The organism is Vibrio profundi (assembly GCF_005281835.1).
Classification (GTDB): Bacteria; Pseudomonadota; Gammaproteobacteria; order Enterobacterales; family Vibrionaceae; genus Vibrio; species Vibrio profundi.
This window is the reverse complement of the sequence record NZ_RZIS01000005.1, coordinates 75,380-92,135: the sequence shown is the minus strand read 5'-3', so window position 1 is coordinate 92,135 and position 16,756 is coordinate 75,380. Positions and strand designations below refer to the sequence as shown.

The window sequence follows — 16,756 nt, the reverse complement described above, 5'->3', positions numbered from 1 at the left end:
CGTCCAAAATGCTCTACAAAAAAGGCTCTTTTAATAAAGAGCCTTTCGTTTATCTATTAAAGGTTAACCTTGGTTTAACAAGCTTTCTATCACATTAAACAGCAAGTCAATTTCTTCAATTGAGTTGTAATGCATACAACCAATTCTAACCACACCTTTCTCTTCTATGCCTAATTGCTTCACCAAACCTAGTGCATAGAAATGTCCATTCCAAACGCAGATGTTATGCTCACCTAAAGTGCGCGCAACCAGTTCAGGCTCTAAATCATCAAAGGTCAAAGCGAACGTCGGAGTCCTCAATTCTGAATCAAAGTCGGTACGCCCATAAAGACGAACACCTTCCAACTCATTCAAACGACTCAGGAAGTACTTACTAAGACCTGCTTCATGCTTATTGAATAGTTGATAACTTTGCTCTAGTCGCCTTCTTAACGGCAATCCCGATTCACCACACTGCGCCAAATATTCCACGGCAGCGATCAAGCCTGCCAGTGCTTCAAAACTTTGTGTTCCAGTTTCAAACCTTCCCGGGCCAATGTTCGTAGCTGGTTCCACTTTGTATGGTTTCAAAGTATGCAGCCATTCGGAACTTATATAGGCGATCCCTACATGTGGACCAAAAAACTTATACGCTGAACAAACTAAGAAGTCACATTGCAATGCTTGCACATCAACCAAATGATGAGGGGCATAGTGAACGGCATCAACATATACTTGAGCGCCTACACTATGTGCAAGCTCAACGACTTTAGGTACATCAACGATAGAGCCGGTCGTGTTAGATGCGTAAGTCGTCGCGACCAGCTGCGTATTCTCATTAATCAAAGACTCAAGATGCGCCATATCTAGGCTGCAGTCCGCCTCATTAACTCTGACTTGATGAACGATGACCCCTTTATCTTCCGCTGCTTGCTGCCAGCTCGAGACATTGGAGTAATGATCCAGTGCGGTAACAATGATCTCGTCTCCAGCTTTCCAATCTCTGCTTATTGCTCGACTCAGCTGGAAAGTGAGTGAAGTCATATTGGCACCAAACACCATATTTCCGGAAGACTCTGCATTCACTAATGCTTGAGCAGATTCACGTGCGCTTTGCATTAAACTTGTAGTCTTCTGGCTAGAAAAGTAGTGCCCTCCCAAATTGGAATTAAAGTGCCCTAAATATTCCTGCATTGAAGACAGCACTGACATCGGGACTTGCGATCCTCCCGGCCCATCAAAGAAAGTAACAGGCTTGCCATTATGGTATTGGCTTAACGCGGTAAACTGATCACGAATTTGATTAAGAATGAAAGCCATGTGACCCCGCCTTTGCCGTCAGTACAAACACGTCCATGTACCCTTCCTCAGAGTTCTGCACGCTGCGGATTGGTTGAGCGTTATGCCAAAGCTTACTATCAGCTAGCATGGCAACTTCGCCGTCTTGCAGAATTTTGGTGAAAAACGGTGCTTCCTTATTCGTGGCATAAAGCATAATGTCACCACCAACGATATTGTGGCGGCCTACCCCCACTATCGCAATATGGTCAAATCCATCTTGATGCACGCCTTCAGGAGCGACTTCAGTTTCATCATAAATCGCAGTAATGCGAATTTGGTGAATTTCTATTTCTTGCCCATTCGGTAAATGGTTACTTTGGGTAAAGACATTGCACATCTCCAACATGCCTTCACTTTGCAGTATTTCTGGCTCAATTGGTTCAAACTGCCTTACAACATTGCCTTGAAAATGATTAATATCATCGGACTGCATAAACTCATGTTTCCCCTGTTCAACGATATTCCCATCTAGAACGCGAATCACAGAGTAACGACGCAACCGAAACTTGCCATCCGCATGTTCAGTGCTCGGTAAATCAAAGAAGGATGGAGAAAGTTGAGAAATAGCGTTATTGCTGAGGCTAGTTAATTGTAAGGTATTTCCATTTGAATGTAACAACATCGACTCCTTAATGAATGTGCAATACTTGTAAATATTTAACATTTATTTCACAAACAAGAATACGCATAAACTCTAAAAACTCAACGATATATAGCAACAAAAACCACCAGAATACAAAAAACAGAATATATAACTTAAAAATTAACAAAAGTTAGTTTAAGAGACCAGATTACAAGTAAGGCAACTTTAAAAACTAGAATAGTTCGCTACAAAAGAATCTTATAGCTTTAAAATTCAAATAGTTAGAATATATAACTAAATAGAATACCACCCTCTATGAAGTAACTTTTGGGCTTTTTCTTCTATTCTATAACCATTAATTACAATTCACGCCTCGTTAAATCTTTTATTGAAACAATATTTTCCATACAATCGAAGCTAACTAATATAAGAAAGTATTCGATTCTCGGAGTCCTAATGAGCGACGTAAAGCATTGTAATTTATTAATTCTTGGTTCAGGCCCTGCCGGCTATACCGCAGCTGTATATGCTGCTCGTGCAAACTTAAATCCTGTAATGATCACAGGCATGCAGCAAGGTGGTCAGCTTACGACCACAACTGAAGTGGAAAACTGGCCAGGTGACGCCGAAGGTCTAACTGGTCCAGCTCTTATGGAACGAATGAAAGAACACGCCGAGCGTTTCGAAACAGAAATCGTTTTCGATCACATCAATGAAGTTGATCTTTCTAAACGCCCGTTTTCTCTTAAAGGCGATTCTGGCGAATACACATGTGACGCGCTCATTATTTCGACTGGCGCTTCTGCTAAATACCTTGGACTTGAATCCGAGGAAGCATTTAAAGGCCGCGGAGTTTCTGCATGTGCAACCTGTGATGGGTTCTTCTACCGTAACCAGAAAGTGGCGGTTGTAGGCGGCGGTAACACAGCGGTTGAAGAAGCGCTTTACCTGTCAAACATCGCTTCAGAAGTTCACCTGATTCACCGTCGTGATACGTTCCGCGCTGAAAAAATCCTTGTTAAACGTCTGATGGACAAAGTAGAAAATGGCAACATAGTTTTACATACCGATCGTACGCTAGATGAAGTTCTTGGTGACGACATGGGCGTAACTGGTGTTCGCATTAAAGATACGCAATCAGATAAGACAGAAGACATTGACGTAATGGGTGCATTTATCGCGATTGGCCACCAACCAAATACGGGTATTTTTAAAGGCCAAGTAGACATGAAAGATGACTACATCATCGTACAGTCAGGGCTTGAAGGAAATGCTACTCAAACCAGCATTGAAGGTGTGTTCGCAGCGGGTGATGTAATGGATCATAACTACCGTCAAGCAATCACCTCTGCAGGTACTGGTTGCATGGCAGCACTGGATGCGGAACGTTTTCTTGACAGTTTAAATGATAAATAAAATGTGATTTTTCACTTTTGTTTCAAATCCCTAAAGCCCGGCGGTATATCCACCGGGCTTTCTTTTGTATACTACACGCCTCCAAATCAAAAATAATTCTCATTAAGCCTTCATAATGGATAAGAAAAAACAACGCAGCTTGAATAAGTGGCTTAAGCAACAAAGTAGCCTAGCAAAACGCTGGCTCATGATTGCTATTGGCCTAGGCGTACTTTCAAGTGTTTTTTTGCTGGCACAAGCCGCTCTTCTCGCCTCTATCCTCCACCAGCTTATTATTGAAAATGTAGACAAGTCTGAACTTGTAATGCATTTCGGTGGCCTTGCAGCTTCTGTGATTGGTCGTGCCGCGTGTACTTGGGGTCGTGAGATCGCGGGCTATCGCTGCGGAGAACAAATTCGGGTTTATATCCGACAGCTCATCTTAGATAAACTCCGAGAGCTTGGGCCTGCCTACATCAAAGGCAAGCCTGCGGGAAGCTGGGCTACTCTACTTCTCGAGCAAGTAGAGGACATGCAAGATTTCTTCTCGCGTTACCTTCCGCAAATGTCTCTCTCAGTATTGATTCCTTTCATTATTCTTGTGGTTGTATTCCCGATTAACTGGGCTGCTGGTCTGATTTTCCTAATTACTGCCCCATTAGTTCCAATATTTATGGCACTAGTCGGAATGAAAGCGGCCGATGCAAACCGTAAAAACTTTAAAGCTTTACAGCGCTTATCCGGTCATTTCTACGATCGTCTGCAGTCAATGACAACGATTCGCTTGTTTAACCGCACAGACGCAGAAACAGAAGTATTAAAAGGAGCATCTGAAGTCTTTAGAACTCGTACGATGGACGTATTGAAGATAGCCTTCCTCTCTTCAGCCGTGCTTGAGTTCTTTACGTCCCTTTCTATCGCGATGACCGCGGTTTACTTTGGTTTCAGTTACATTGGCGAATTGAATTTCGGTCACTACGGTGTAGGCGTAACCCTGTTCGCTGGTTTGTTTATCCTGATATTGGCACCTGAGTTCTATCAACCACTTCGTGATCTGGGCACCTTTTATCATGCCAAGCAGCAAGCCGTTGGCGCAGCAGAAAGCATCGTAGAGTTCTTGGAAACCGACATCACGAAAGTGCAATCGGGTGATACCCCACTTTCAGTTGGATCCGGAGTTTCAATTCAGGCCGACAACCTCACTGTGTTTAGCCCTGAAGGTGCCAAGCTTGTGGGCCCAGTGTCGTTTGATATTCAAGCAAACCAATCTGCGGCTTTAGTCGGCCCGAGTGGCGCGGGTAAAACCAGCTTGATCAACGCTATTCTTGGATTCATGCCGTATGAAGGAAGCCTCAAGGTTAACGGTATTGAACTTAGAGAATTAGAATTAGCGTCTTGGCGCCAACAGATCAGTTGGGTTGGCCAAAACCCGTTACTGCTTCACGGCAGCATTCGCGACAATGTTACCTTAGGAAAATCAGACATCAACGACGAGACCATCAACCAAGCACTGGCTCAGTCTTATGCCGATGAGTTTGTGAATGAACATGGCTTAGATTATATGATTTCCGATCGTTCTGGAGGCTTGTCCGTAGGTCAATCTCAGCGCTTAGCGCTTGCAAGAGCGATGATCCAAAACGGAAAATTTTGGTTGCTCGACGAACCAACGGCAAGCCTTGATGCTCGCAGCGAAAAACTTGTAATGAAAGGTATTCATATCAACATTGCTTCAAATACTGCGCTATTAGTCACTCACCAATTAGCTCCTCTCCAATCAGTCGACAATATCATAGTAATGAAAGCTGGCTTGATAGAAGAGCAAGGAAACTACCAAACACTTGCGCATGCAGGTGGGTTATTCGAAGAAATGCTAAATGCTAACCTAGCTCAGCAACACAACGATAAGGGGAACTTAGATGCGTGATTTACTCCCTTACCTAAAGCTTTATAAAAAACATTGGTTCGGCCTTTCTCTAGGCATGTTGCTGGCGTTCGCAACGCTTGCCGCATCAATCGGATTGCTTACGCTATCTGGTTGGTTTATTTCAGCGTCTGCGGTAGCTGGCTTAACGATCGCGCGTGAAACCTTTAACTATATGCTGCCAGGCGGTGGTGTACGCGGCTTAGCAATGGCAAGAACGGCTGGACGCTGGGGTGAACGCGTCGTCAGTCACAACGCAACATTTAAATTACTGACTGATTTACGTATCTTCTTTTTCAAGAAACTGGCTCCATTAATTCCAGGACGTATTTCTAGTCTTCGCGATGCTGACCTTCTTAACCGACTGGTCGCTGACGTTGACGCGATGGACCATGTCTACTTGCGTTTAATTAGCCCAGTAACCGTGGGAGTGCTCGGCATCGCTTGTCTTACTGCTTTCTTAATGTGGTTCGACAGCTCGCTGGGCCTATTACTTGGTGGGATTTTGGCGGTAATGCTGTTGATATGGCCAATTCTATTTTACAAGCTTGGTAAAAAGAATGGCGGCGAACTGACTCAGAATAAAGCCGACTTAAGGGTAACAACTCTTGATTGGCTTGAAGGATACAGCGAGCTCACTTTATTCGGTGCTGAAGATCGTTACCGCAATGCGATTTTAGAATCTCAGAAAAAGCTAATGGCTAACCAGTTCGTCAATGCCAACTTAACAGGCATGGCATCGGCTATCTTAATGCTGTTGAACGGTTGGACTTTGGTGCTGATCCTGTGGCTTTCTGCTGATGGTGTTGGCGGCAACGCCCCAGATCCTTTCATTGCACTCATGGCCTTTGCCACAATGGCAAGCTTCGAACTCTTAATGCCAATCGCCGGCGCATTCCAGTACTTAGGGCAAACTCTGTCTTCTGCTCGTCGTTTGAATGAAATCACCTTGGCAGAGCCTGATGTAGTGTTTAATGGCGCAGACAGCGAATTACCAGATAGCCTAAACATCAAGTTCGAAAACGTTACTTTCCGTTATCCAGACAGTGACCGAGACGTCGTAAACAATATCGACCTTGATATCCCAGCTAACAGCAAACTTGCCGTTGTAGGGCAAACTGGTTCGGGTAAATCGACATTAATTCAGCTTCTTACTCGCTACTGGGATGTGAATGAAGGCTCTATCTCCATCGCAGGTAAGAACATTACTCAATGGAGTGAGGCTCAATTACGCGATTCAATCAGTGTCGTTAGCCAACGTGTCGATGTTCTAAACGGCTCGTTACGAGATAACTTGTTGATCGCAGCGCCTGAAGCTTCCGATTCACTATTAGGTGAAACGCTTACCAAAGTTGGCCTAGAAAAGTTACTGGAAGACACCGGGCTAGACACTTGGTTAGGTGATGGTGGTAGACACTTATCTGGTGGTGAGAAACGACGTATTGGTATTGCTCGTGCTCTCTTGCACAACGCGCCAATATTGCTACTGGATGAGCCAACTGAAGGTTTAGATAAACAAACTGAAAAGACCATCATGGCATTATTCCAAGAGCACTTCGCCAATAAAACGGTTATCTTTATTACACACCGTTTGGTCGAATTAGACTCTATGGATTCCATTTGCTTGATTGAGCAAGGTGAGATAGTCGAATATGGCAGCCATGCTGACCTTATCTCGCAGAAAGGTCGCTACTATCAACTGAACCAATCTCTATAAAACAAAAAGCGCCGCATATTTGCGGCGTTTTTATTTTGTTTCTTAGCCAGATTAAGCGTGGGCTTCTTCAAACTCTTTCATGAAGTTAACTAAGGCTTGAACACCTTCTAACGGCATTGCATTGTAAATAGAAGCGCGCATGCCCCCTACTGCTCGGTGACCTTTCAGCGATTTCAATCCAGCTTCATCTGCCAGCTCTAAGAACTTGGCGTCTAAGTCAGGTTTAGCCAATTGGAAAGGCACATTCATGCGAGAACGGTTATCGCTGTGGACTTCGTTCTTATAAAAATCTGATTGGTCGATATGGTTATATAGCAGTTGCGCCTTTTCAGCATTAATACGCTCTACCGCTTCTACGCCACCCTGCTCCTTTAACCATTTAAAAACCAAACCAGACAAGTACCATGCGAAAGTAGGCGGAGTGTTAAACATTGATTCTTTTTCCGCTAACACTTTGTAGTTCAAGACGCTTGGAAGCACCTCATTTGCCAGCTCCAATAAGTCATCACGTACGATAGCAATACAGATCCCCGCCGGGCCAATATTCTTTTGAGCGCCTGCGTAAATAACACCGTACTTAGACACATCAATCTTTTTAGACAGAATATTCGATGACATATCCGCTACAATAGGCTTATCCGTTTCAGGTAGCTCATTGATTTCTACACCATCGATGGTTTCATTTGGGCAGAAATGGACATAAGCAGACTCTGAATCAACCTTCCATTCAGAAGCCGGAAGCACTGCTAACTTGCCATCAATGGTTGTTTTCGCTTCAAATGAATCTATTTCACAGTATTTTTTCGCTTCAGCGACAGCACTTTCGGCCCAGTAGCCAGCATTAATGTATGTTGCTTTCTTAGCATCGCCCAGCAAGTTCAATGGTACTGCCGCAAACTGAGCACGCGCACCACCTTGGCAGAAAAGGACTTTGTAGTTATCTGGAATATTTAATAGCTCGCGTAGGTCTTGCTCCGCTTCATCCGCAACTTTTAAGAATTCTTTGCTGCGATGACTAATCTCCATTACCGACGTGCCTAACCCATTCCAATCAATAAGATCGGCTTGAGCTTGCTTCATCACTGGTTTAGGTAATGCAGCGGGGCCTGCACTAAAATTAAATACATTATCTAGGGTCGGTTCCATGGTGGTAATTGCTCCTGCTTAATAATAACTACGCAAGTAATACCATGTTTTTCGACTCATAAAAAGCAAGAAAAGAGGTCTTAAGACCTCTTTTCTGTTGTACGACGCGAAATCGTCAATCTAATTAGGGAGTATCTTTAAAACGCTCCCCTCTAGGACGTAGCTATTGCAGTAACATTGGCATCATTAAAGCTAGAAGCGGAACTTGTTGGCCATTTTCAAACACCAAGTTTCCTTTTTCCAATTGTGCTTTGATTTCATAGCCCTTAGTTGTCTTAGTGATCATTTCCATGACAAGAAGCTCATCAATACCTTCTTTGATAAACGGGTATTCATCCACCAATTCATCTGAAAAGTATGTATCTAGGCTCCCTTCTAATGCAGGAAGAATCGTCGCCGGATCTTGGCTTACATTATCTGTGCCTTCTGGAACGCTAACCAACCACTTCGATTCAAACTCACCAGCGCCAAGGTTCATTGACATGTTGTTCATTGAAAGGTCAAAACCTTTCGAAAATAGAATATCGATATAAGGAACAATACTCTCAATATCTTGTTCAGTCATAACCGGAGCATCTTGGTAAACCGAAAAAATATTCTCAAACGATTCACTATCTAACTTAGATAACTCAAAATCCACATTTAAGTTATTTACTTCGCCGTCAGTAGACTTCATTGTTGCTATATCTAGCATCATATTGCTACGTAAACGCTTTGTGGTTTCATCTAATTCTGACTCGAACTTATACGTCGAATTGTCAATCGCTAGGTAAGGTTCGGTCATTGCATCCGTTACTAGAAATGAATCCATTGAAAACACCTGATTGCCTAACCAATACCCGTTAGCTTGTTTACCTTCACCACTGCCCTTCAAACTTGTGAATACTACTTCTTCACCAGATTCGAAATCTACTTGAATAGAAGGTATCGACAGTTCGTAATTGATTTGGCCTAACACCGTAGCGTGCCCGGTTAACGAAGATTTTGTTACTGAAATCGAAACGCCTTCTTCATTTAAGCTTTGGTGATTAAGTTGGCTCAACTCAAAATTAAAGTCGGTATTACCATTCAATTGAGTTTTTGTCGTTAGAGTTAACGGTAACGCTTCTAGCCCTTCAAGCGTGGATACCGCATTCAAGCTAATTAGGCCATGTCCGATTTCACTATTAACAACGAACTCCGTCGGCAGTCCATCTATTTCCAACTGCTCTTTTAATGTTTCGTCCATTACTGTAAAGCGAGTTTTAACACTTGAAGACAAGTAGCCACGGTCAAACTCGACTAATTCTGCTTTTACGCTTGAATTATCGATGCTTGCTACGCCATCAGTTACGACGTTTTGACCAATCTGACCAACAGCTAGCGGCCAACATAATGCCAAGGAAATCGCACCACCAATTGCGCCAATTTTTTTAAGTTGTTCCATGAATACTCTTTTAGCAATGAATTGTCTTTAAGACAGTCTAACGTATCCTTTAGCAACAGGAAACATTGAGATAAATCAGGCTATTGGTTGATATGTTTATTGACTCACTGATTTAATACTCAGCTCTCATCGGAACATCATAATTATTGATAGATTGTCTTCGGTATTCATTTTGATGAGAAGGTGCAGTGAACCGATACGCTGTTATATGTCTAGACAACAACCCAATCAGCATTGAGCAGATCCGTGCTGAATTAGCCTCTTTTGCTCCGCTCTTTGATATCCATACAGTGGAGGATTTAGATGAAGCGCATCAAGCATTAGAGTTTCTTCGCAACCAAAACCAGACCGTGGCTTTGGTTATTACTCATCACCATTCACATTTCAATGGCGTGCAATTTTTAGTTGAGCTAGACCAGCTGCCACACACTAAACAAGCTCGTACGATACTCGTCAGCCACTCTTCTGATGTTCAAGCAATCCTAACCGCAGTCAATGATGGACGCCTCGATCACTGCTTAACCAAGCCGCTTCAAAATAAGGTGCTACTAAAATCAGCGATGAAAGAGCTCACCACTTTTATCATCCAACACGAATCCGAAGATCTTCTCAAGTACAGCCACGTTCTCGATCAGCAACGCCTATTAAGAGCACATATCGAATTCAAAATGCGTTCTTACCAATCCGGCTTCATTCACGACTTTCACGACATGTCAGACAGCGAGCTTGCCGACAGCGTAGCGTCTGCATTACTTGAGTTTTTTAGCCATACCGATGAAACCAAGGCCATTAGACACTACTCAGCGGAGCACTTGCTAACACAAGAAGGAGAGCCTAATCGTTTTCTATGGCTGATCACCAAAGGCGAAGTCGCGCTCTACAAAAAAGACGATATCGGCCAGCAGCGAGAAGTGGTGCGTCACTCTCAAGGAAACCTTGTGGGCGGTATGTCTTTTGTCACTGGAGAACGATCTTTTTCCACGGCTGTCACGCTCACTCCAACTGATGTGATTAAGCTAGACCGAGAGGTGTTCACTCAAGTCATGCACTCCAACAGCAGATTGCTGCCTCTATTTACGAACCTTCTGCTACGCCACTTTAATCGCCGATTACAAAGAAGTATTAATACGAAGCTACAACTACAAAAAACCTTAGAGTCACTTGAGTCCGCCCATCAACAGCTTATCGAGAAAGAAAAAATGGCAATGCTTGGGCAATTGGTCGCGGGAGTTGCTCATGAGTTAAACAACCCAATAGCAGCCATACTGCGTAGCGCTGATACGCTATCAGCGGCTCTCGAACAGCTGCTAACACAGCCTGAATCACAGCTAAGTGCTAACCTAGGCTTATCGGTTTTTAATAATGGGCGCCTGTCTAACCCTCTATCTACATCTATTGAACGGGAACGCGTTAAGAAGCTTCTGCCTCTCGTTGATAACCGCACAACCGCCAAAAAACTGGTCAAATTAAAACTCGATGATGACCAGCCGTTGATAAGCACCCTTTCAACGTCTTCGAGTCCTACCCACAATGAAATCGAGCAACTAGAGCGATACTATCTCACTGGCAATGCGATTCGTTCTATTACAGTTTGTGGGGAGCGCATTGCTGACATGGTGAAGAGCCTCAAAGGCTATGCCCGCGAGGACGATGAAAAATTACATATAGTGGATATCCATGAAGGTATTGAAGACACCTTAGTCATTTTTGAAAATCGACTTAAACTCCACCGCGTCGAAAAATGCTACGACCCAAACTTGCCTCAATTATGTTGTCAGCCACTCGCATTGCAACAAGTGTGGACGAACTTATTGTCGAACGCATTAGACGCCATGAATAGCGATGGAAGGTTATGCCTTTCGACTAGCCTACAAACTCACCAAGATTGCCAATTTGTTGTGGTTCAAATTGAAGATGATGGGCATGGGATCGAAGCTGATAAGATTACATCAATCTTTACGCCTAACTTTACCACAAAAAAGGAAGGCAATTTTGGATTGGGTATAGGCTTATCCATTTGCCAGCAAATCGTAACATCACACCAAGGCCGTATTACCGTTGAGTCAAAAGTCGGTCAATATACTCGTATGCAAGTGTGGCTCCCCCTAACAGCAAAAGGAAACTCAAATGAATAAATACCTGATTTTGTGTGTCGATGATGAAATCGAAATTTTAGAAAGCGTATTACAAGATTTAGCTCCTTTTGAAGACCATTTTATTGTTGAAGGAGCAGAGTCGGTTCAAGAAGCCAAACAAGTCATCCAAGAATTAGCAGAGGACAATGTTCCATTAGCTCTGATTCTTTGCGATCACATAATGCCAGAGCAAACAGGCATAGAGTTTTTGATTGAACTGAATCAAAGCCCTTCAACTTCTATGGCTCGAAAAGTACTTTTAACCGGACAAGCTGGGTTAGAAGACACTGTGAATGCGGTGAACAACGCGGCTCTAGATTTTTATATCGCAAAACCATGGTACGGAGAGGAGCTGAGAAGTGCGCTGCGCTCCCAGTTGACTGAATACATGATTCAGAATGACAACCAGATTCTGTCTTGGTCTTCAATTTTAGATACAGAAAAGATTTTTGATGCAATGGCCGCAAAACGGAATAATTTTGGCGAATAAACGAACGACAAGCATTCAATATACGTTAGAGTATGGCACTTAATTTGCTTGTTTTTTGTCTAAACGACAAAGGAATGACATTTTAATTGATTACTTTTTCTGTAGATACATTAAACTGTCTCCAAGTTAATGGTTTAGCCTAAAGAGCTAAAACCTAAGGGATTAACATAAATTAAGGTTTACTGTAATTATGCGTAAAATACTTCTAACAGCAGCAATGTTACTTGCATCTAACCAAGCACTAGCAGCAGATGATCCAAACCAGCCTCAAGTAATGAGTAACTTTAGCTACGACTATATAGAAGCTCGTATTGGTGCTAGCCCTGTGACTTTTGGTGCCGCAATGAGTAAATCTATCCACCCGAATGCGCACGCTGTCGCTCGCATTGACTCTGAGTTTGAAGGCGACTTCGATTCTGCAGTAGGTCTTGGTTTCCACTCTCCTATTAATAACTGGGCAGACCTAACTGGTGAGATGCTAATGCGCATCGTTGATGGCCAAGGCTCAAGCAGTTCATCAGACGTTGGTATGGAGCTAAACCTTGGCGTACGTCAATGGCTTGGTCCACAACTAGAAGTTGGTGGTAAAGGTGCATACGTTTCAATTGACGATAACGACGATTGGACAGGTTCTGTATACGCGCGCTTCCACTCTACTGAGTTGTTTTCTCTAGGTGCTGAAGCTCGTATTAACGACACTTACGGTGATCAAGTAATGTTTACTACACGCTTTAAGTTCTAAGCTGAGTCAACATACTCTAGATACAAAAAAACCGAGGGAAAGCCTCGGTTTTTTTATTCAACATTCAATACAACTTTATGTTTACTGACAACTTTCTAGCAATTGCTGCTTACGTGGCTCTTGAAGAAGTTTCCAATGAATACCATCGATAGCCCCTGCAAATTTCCAAAGCAGTTTGACATCAACGTCATTTCCATACGCTTGTCTTACTTTACTAAATACTTCTGGAGCACCAAGCTGCATGAAAGTAGCCACATCTTCAACGCCAGCTTTTTTAACCATTCGTTCTAATGTTAACTGCATATTAGGAAGATCTCTCAAACGACGACTCGCAGACGACTTTTGAAAGCTACGTTGTTGAATCGAGTTATCGATAGACAAACGAATAATCGTATCCAGTTCAGGACTTTCGCTATGGAATAACTCTGTAATATCGTAGTAATTAACGGTAGCGGTTGTCTGTTTCTTAACATGGCGATATTTTTCGCAATTAAGACCCGACAATTTTTTGTCTAGTGTATTACCACCGCGAATAAATAAGTGTTCCTCACTTACTAAGGCGAACATTGCATCGTTTTGAAACAGTCCTATACCACCAAACATAGAACGCTTCTGATACTCTCCAAATTTACCTACATAGTTGTAAAAGGCTTGCTCTATCATATCCATTGATCCTTAATCTATAACCCCGATTAGTTTGATCACCAGATAGCAGCTTGTTTTATGCGAAAAATTGAGAACTTCGAGCCAACTGTAATATTATTTTTTGTTCGTTGACCTTTTAAATAATCATACTTCACTCTAAAAATTAAGTCTGGATGTAAATCACATCAATTGATTCGGACTCATCAATTTTCATGATTGATATCACATACAAACAATTGAAATGTTATTTTCTTGACGTTGGCAATACTGTAAATGCCGTTTTTTGGCAGCCCCTCGTTCTTGTTACATCTTTTTTCATTACAGTGTATTGCTAGTCACGTAGGCTACTAGTAAACTGGTAGGATAAGCATGCCACTTAGTATTTATATGAATCATTTATCGTTTTTCTGGCTTCCCCATAATAAAGAACTCCTTATCCAAGGTTTAGAAACAGAGTTCGCTCAGTTAGTTGAGCACTCAATTTCAACAGGCAAAATTTCCTTACCTCCTATTCCCGACGTCGTCCTCAAGATTCAACAACTATGCACTCTAGAAACAACCGGAATTCCTGAAGTTGCTGATTGTTTATTGGAAGATCCTGGCCTCGCAGCCATTGTTATCCGAGTTGCAAACTCCGTAGTATTTAATCGCCGCAACATCACATGTACTGATTTAGTTACCGCCGTTTCACGTTTAGGCATTCTTCGCGTACGTGACATCGTGACAGCGCAAGCCATTGAGCAACTAAAACATTCTGTAAATTTAAATAAGCAATGTAATAGCTTGTTGGTACAAAGCGCTTCGGTTTCACGCGAACTTGGTGCGACTATGGTGCTAGTAACCAATGAGTTCAAAAACTTAAACCCAACGGATTACAAACATCTAGAGCATGAAAAAGCGCTTCTCGTCGGTTTACTGGCTGATATTGGACTGTTTTGTTTAGTCAATGAATACCACCTTTATTTAGATAAAGGTAACTACCTTGATCACGACATCGCATTGCAAATTTTCCAGTCTCAATGTTCTGCTACTAGTAAATTAGTACTTGGGCACTGGGGGTTTGATACAGACTTTATTGACGTATGTTCAAACACACAAAATAAGAAAAGTGATGTTGAAGTCGCGTACCTAGATATCGCCCGTATTGCTAATCACCTTTTAATGTTCCGAAACCAAGATGAACGTATCGATGAACATGAAGTTGAATTCAATGCTACTGGCGCTGAAGTTTTATATAAACTAAGCAATTTGAGTGAACTTGACTTCAGCAATCAAGTCAATGACGTGATAAACGCCAGCGGTTTATAAACAGACTCATCTTATGAAAGCTTAATTCGATTAAGCTTTCACTATCCTCTTTTAAACGTTCACCTTTCTAGCTGACTGCCTGCACCCACACCTTGTAATTAATTTCCTTGTTCTAGCTCACAACTATAGCTCTATGCTGTTGTTTTCTATATGCTATCTACCTGCCGAACATCACTTAGTGTTGTTTGCAATACGCTTAATAAACAGGCGTATATGGCCAGTGGATAATCTCAATGCTGCGCATATATTCCATGGCTGAATGAATTCTACCGTTTTAATTGTTATCTATCGTACGCACATCTGCGCTTTCATGGATTGAAGGGATTTTGTTATGTTTTCAGGAATGATCTTTATCTTCGCCCCCCTCATTGTTGGCTACTTATTCTCTATTTCTAACAAGAAGATATTAGATCAGATTAACAAATCGACCTCACACCTAATTTACGTAATTCTTGCCTTAATGGGACTGAGCTTAGCGGCGTTAGATAACCTAGGCAGTAACTTACAAACCATTCTGCTCTATACCATCACTTTCTTTGTGTGTCTTAGTGTTTGTAACCTTGCAGCTCTCCCCCTAATTGACAAGTTTATGCCATTAAAAACTGAAGGTAGCCAAAACAAGCTTCCTTTGTCTTCTATGGCATTAGAATCCGCCAAATTGATCTTAGTGGTAGGCTCTGGTCTAGTTATTGGCTTAATGCTTCCTTTTGATTTGAGCTGGGTCGACACAGCCAGTGAATGGATACTCTTCCTGCTACTGTTCTTTATTGGCATCCAGCTTAGAAACAGTGGCCTTACACTGCGTCAAATATTACTTAATAAACACGGTATGGTGATTGCGTCTACAATCATCGTCACCTCTATGATTGGCGGCTTACTCGCAGCATTCGCTCTTAATATTCCGGTATACCGAGCGTTGGCAATGGCATCTGGTTTTGGTTGGTATTCTTTGGCTGGGATATTAATGGGTGATGCATTTGGCCCAGTATATGGCGGTACGTCATTTATGTTAGAGCTTTTACGAGAGCTAGTCGCATTGGTCGTGATCCCTTTACTGATTCGGACTAGGCCTTGTACGTCCATTGGCTATGCTGGCGCTACCGCTATGGACTTCACGCTACCTGTGATTCAAACCACTGGCGGTGTACGCTGTGTTCCTATTGCAATTGTTAGTGGCTTCATTCTGAGCTTACTAGTACCTATTTTGATGCTTTTCTTTGTATCTCTTGCTAACTAGATCGCAGGAATTAGCGTTAACTTAGATTAGAATGCCCCCCTAAATACAATTACCGCAATAAAAACTGACTAACTGTCATTGCTCAACAACAAGAAGTCGCGATAATCTGCTATTTAGTAATTTGATTTATAAGAATAAACCTATAAAAGGAACCGTTATGAAACGCCTTTGTGTCGCTTTACTGCTAGCTTCAACTTCTACTGTATCTCTAGCTGCTGACAATCAATGCCTATCGGGTAAATATGATGCATACATCGATGCTTCATTAAATTGGTATTCTGACTTGGTTCAACTCACTTCTGATCAATACCCAGAACTCACTGAAGTGAGCGACTGGTTTTTAGAAGGTCGCAAACATCACTTCGAACTAAATCGCGCAGCAGTTCGTTACTTTTTAGACAACGACGCAAGCAAAGTCGCAACAGAGCAACCGATTGAAGGTTGGCTTCAACTAGAACAACACGACATCAAACAGCTGGCTACTCGCGACGATGAGTTGGGCAAGATTGCTAAAACAACATTTGATGATCGTCAATCGGTTCCTCACGAGAAGAATTACGAGCTACGTTCAGCATTTGCAGAACTTCTAAGCCACCCAAAACAGATCGATACCGCTCTTCAACGCTACAATCAAGCGATCAAAAAGGTTGAAGCGACTAACTGCAAATAGTCGATATCAAATTTTCATATC

The 16,756-nt window shown here is 42.4% G+C and carries 14 protein-coding genes; 9 read left to right on the top strand and 5 right to left on the bottom strand.

Annotated features, from left to right (window positions below; translation table 11 throughout):
• Positions 1 to 63: 63 nt before the first annotated feature.
• The gene (locus ELZ11_RS13975) at positions 64 to 1,299 is read right to left on the bottom strand and encodes a cysteine desulfurase-like protein (protein ID WP_137358037.1); all 1,236 of its coding nucleotides are present in this window, start codon (positions 1,297 to 1,299) and stop codon (positions 64 to 66) included.
• Complete coding sequence (locus tag ELZ11_RS13970) at positions 1,283 to 1,939, bottom strand: 2OG-Fe dioxygenase family protein (RefSeq protein WP_167494701.1); 657 nt, start codon at positions 1,937 to 1,939, stop codon at positions 1,283 to 1,285. The genes ELZ11_RS13975 and ELZ11_RS13970 overlap by 17 nt, the downstream gene beginning before the upstream one ends.
• A 420-nt stretch (positions 1,940 to 2,359) precedes the next feature.
• On the opposite strand from ELZ11_RS13970, the gene trxB reads away from it, so the two are divergent.
• The 3 genes from trxB to cydC all read left to right on the top strand — a co-directional run bounded on the left by trxB (position 2,360) and on the right by cydC (position 6,936).
• Positions 2,360 to 3,319 (top strand): thioredoxin-disulfide reductase, encoded by a 960-nt coding sequence (trxB, locus tag ELZ11_RS13965; protein ID WP_137358035.1) that lies wholly within the window; start codon positions 2,360 to 2,362, stop codon positions 3,317 to 3,319.
• 115 nt (positions 3,320 to 3,434) lie between these two features.
• Positions 3,435 to 5,222: a heme ABC transporter permease/ATP-binding protein CydD gene (gene cydD / locus ELZ11_RS13960; protein ID WP_137358034.1), complete on the top strand. Its 1,788-nt coding sequence runs from the start codon at positions 3,435 to 3,437 to the stop codon at positions 5,220 to 5,222.
• Positions 5,215 to 6,936: a heme ABC transporter ATP-binding protein/permease CydC gene (gene cydC, locus ELZ11_RS13955; protein WP_137358033.1), complete on the top strand. Its 1,722-nt coding sequence runs from the start codon at positions 5,215 to 5,217 to the stop codon at positions 6,934 to 6,936. The genes cydD and cydC overlap by 8 nt, the downstream gene beginning before the upstream one ends.
• Before the next feature lie 51 nt (positions 6,937 to 6,987).
• Here the strand turns inward: cydC and serC are convergent, their stop codons facing one another.
• Entirely contained in the window at positions 6,988 to 8,082 is a 1,095-nt protein-coding gene (serC, locus tag ELZ11_RS13950) for a 3-phosphoserine/phosphohydroxythreonine transaminase (protein WP_167494694.1), read from the bottom strand.
• Positions 8,083 to 8,245: 163 nt separating this feature from the next.
• On the bottom strand, positions 8,246 to 9,508 hold the full coding sequence (locus tag ELZ11_RS13945; protein ID WP_137358031.1) for a DUF945 family protein: 1,263 nt from the start codon (positions 9,506 to 9,508) through the stop codon (positions 8,246 to 8,248).
• Positions 9,509 to 9,696: 188 nt separating this feature from the next.
• On the opposite strand from ELZ11_RS13945, the gene ELZ11_RS13940 reads away from it, so the two are divergent.
• From ELZ11_RS13940 to ELZ11_RS13930, 3 genes are all read left to right on the top strand, one after another.
• On the top strand, positions 9,697 to 11,643 hold the full coding sequence (locus ELZ11_RS13940) for an ATP-binding protein (RefSeq protein WP_137358030.1): 1,947 nt from the start codon (positions 9,697 to 9,699) through the stop codon (positions 11,641 to 11,643).
• Positions 11,636 to 12,133, top strand: a complete 498-nt coding sequence (locus ELZ11_RS13935; RefSeq protein WP_137358029.1) for a response regulator — start codon at positions 11,636 to 11,638, stop codon at positions 12,131 to 12,133. Before ELZ11_RS13940 ends, ELZ11_RS13935 begins: the two co-directional genes overlap by 8 nt.
• Positions 12,134 to 12,323: 190 nt before the next feature.
• Positions 12,324 to 12,875 carry a hypothetical protein gene (locus ELZ11_RS13930; RefSeq protein ID WP_137358028.1) on the top strand — a complete coding sequence of 184 codons (552 nt, stop codon included), beginning with the start codon at positions 12,324 to 12,326 and terminating at the stop codon, positions 12,873 to 12,875.
• An 81-nt stretch (positions 12,876 to 12,956) separates the two neighbouring features.
• Here the strand turns inward: ELZ11_RS13930 and ELZ11_RS13925 are convergent, their stop codons facing one another.
• Positions 12,957 to 13,538, bottom strand: coding sequence for a TfoX/Sxy family DNA transformation protein (locus ELZ11_RS13925; RefSeq protein ID WP_137358027.1), 582 nt, complete (start codon positions 13,536 to 13,538; stop codon positions 12,957 to 12,959).
• Between the two features lie 369 nt (positions 13,539 to 13,907).
• Here ELZ11_RS13925 and ELZ11_RS13920 point away from each other — a divergent pair, with 369 nt between their 5' ends.
• The 3 genes from ELZ11_RS13920 to ELZ11_RS13910 all read left to right on the top strand — a co-directional run bounded on the left by ELZ11_RS13920 (position 13,908) and on the right by ELZ11_RS13910 (position 16,735).
• Complete coding sequence (locus tag ELZ11_RS13920; protein ID WP_137358256.1) at positions 13,908 to 14,828, top strand: HDOD domain-containing protein; 921 nt, start codon at positions 13,908 to 13,910, stop codon at positions 14,826 to 14,828.
• A gap of 331 nt (positions 14,829 to 15,159) precedes the next feature.
• Positions 15,160 to 16,065, top strand: coding sequence for a LysO family transporter (locus ELZ11_RS13915; protein ID WP_137358026.1), 906 nt, complete (start codon positions 15,160 to 15,162; stop codon positions 16,063 to 16,065).
• Positions 16,066 to 16,222: 157 nt separating this feature from the next.
• A complete protein-coding gene (locus tag ELZ11_RS13910) occupies positions 16,223 to 16,735 on the top strand; it encodes a hypothetical protein (protein WP_137358025.1) in 513 nt (170 codons plus the stop codon).
• The last annotated feature ends 21 nt before the right edge of the window (positions 16,736 to 16,756 follow it).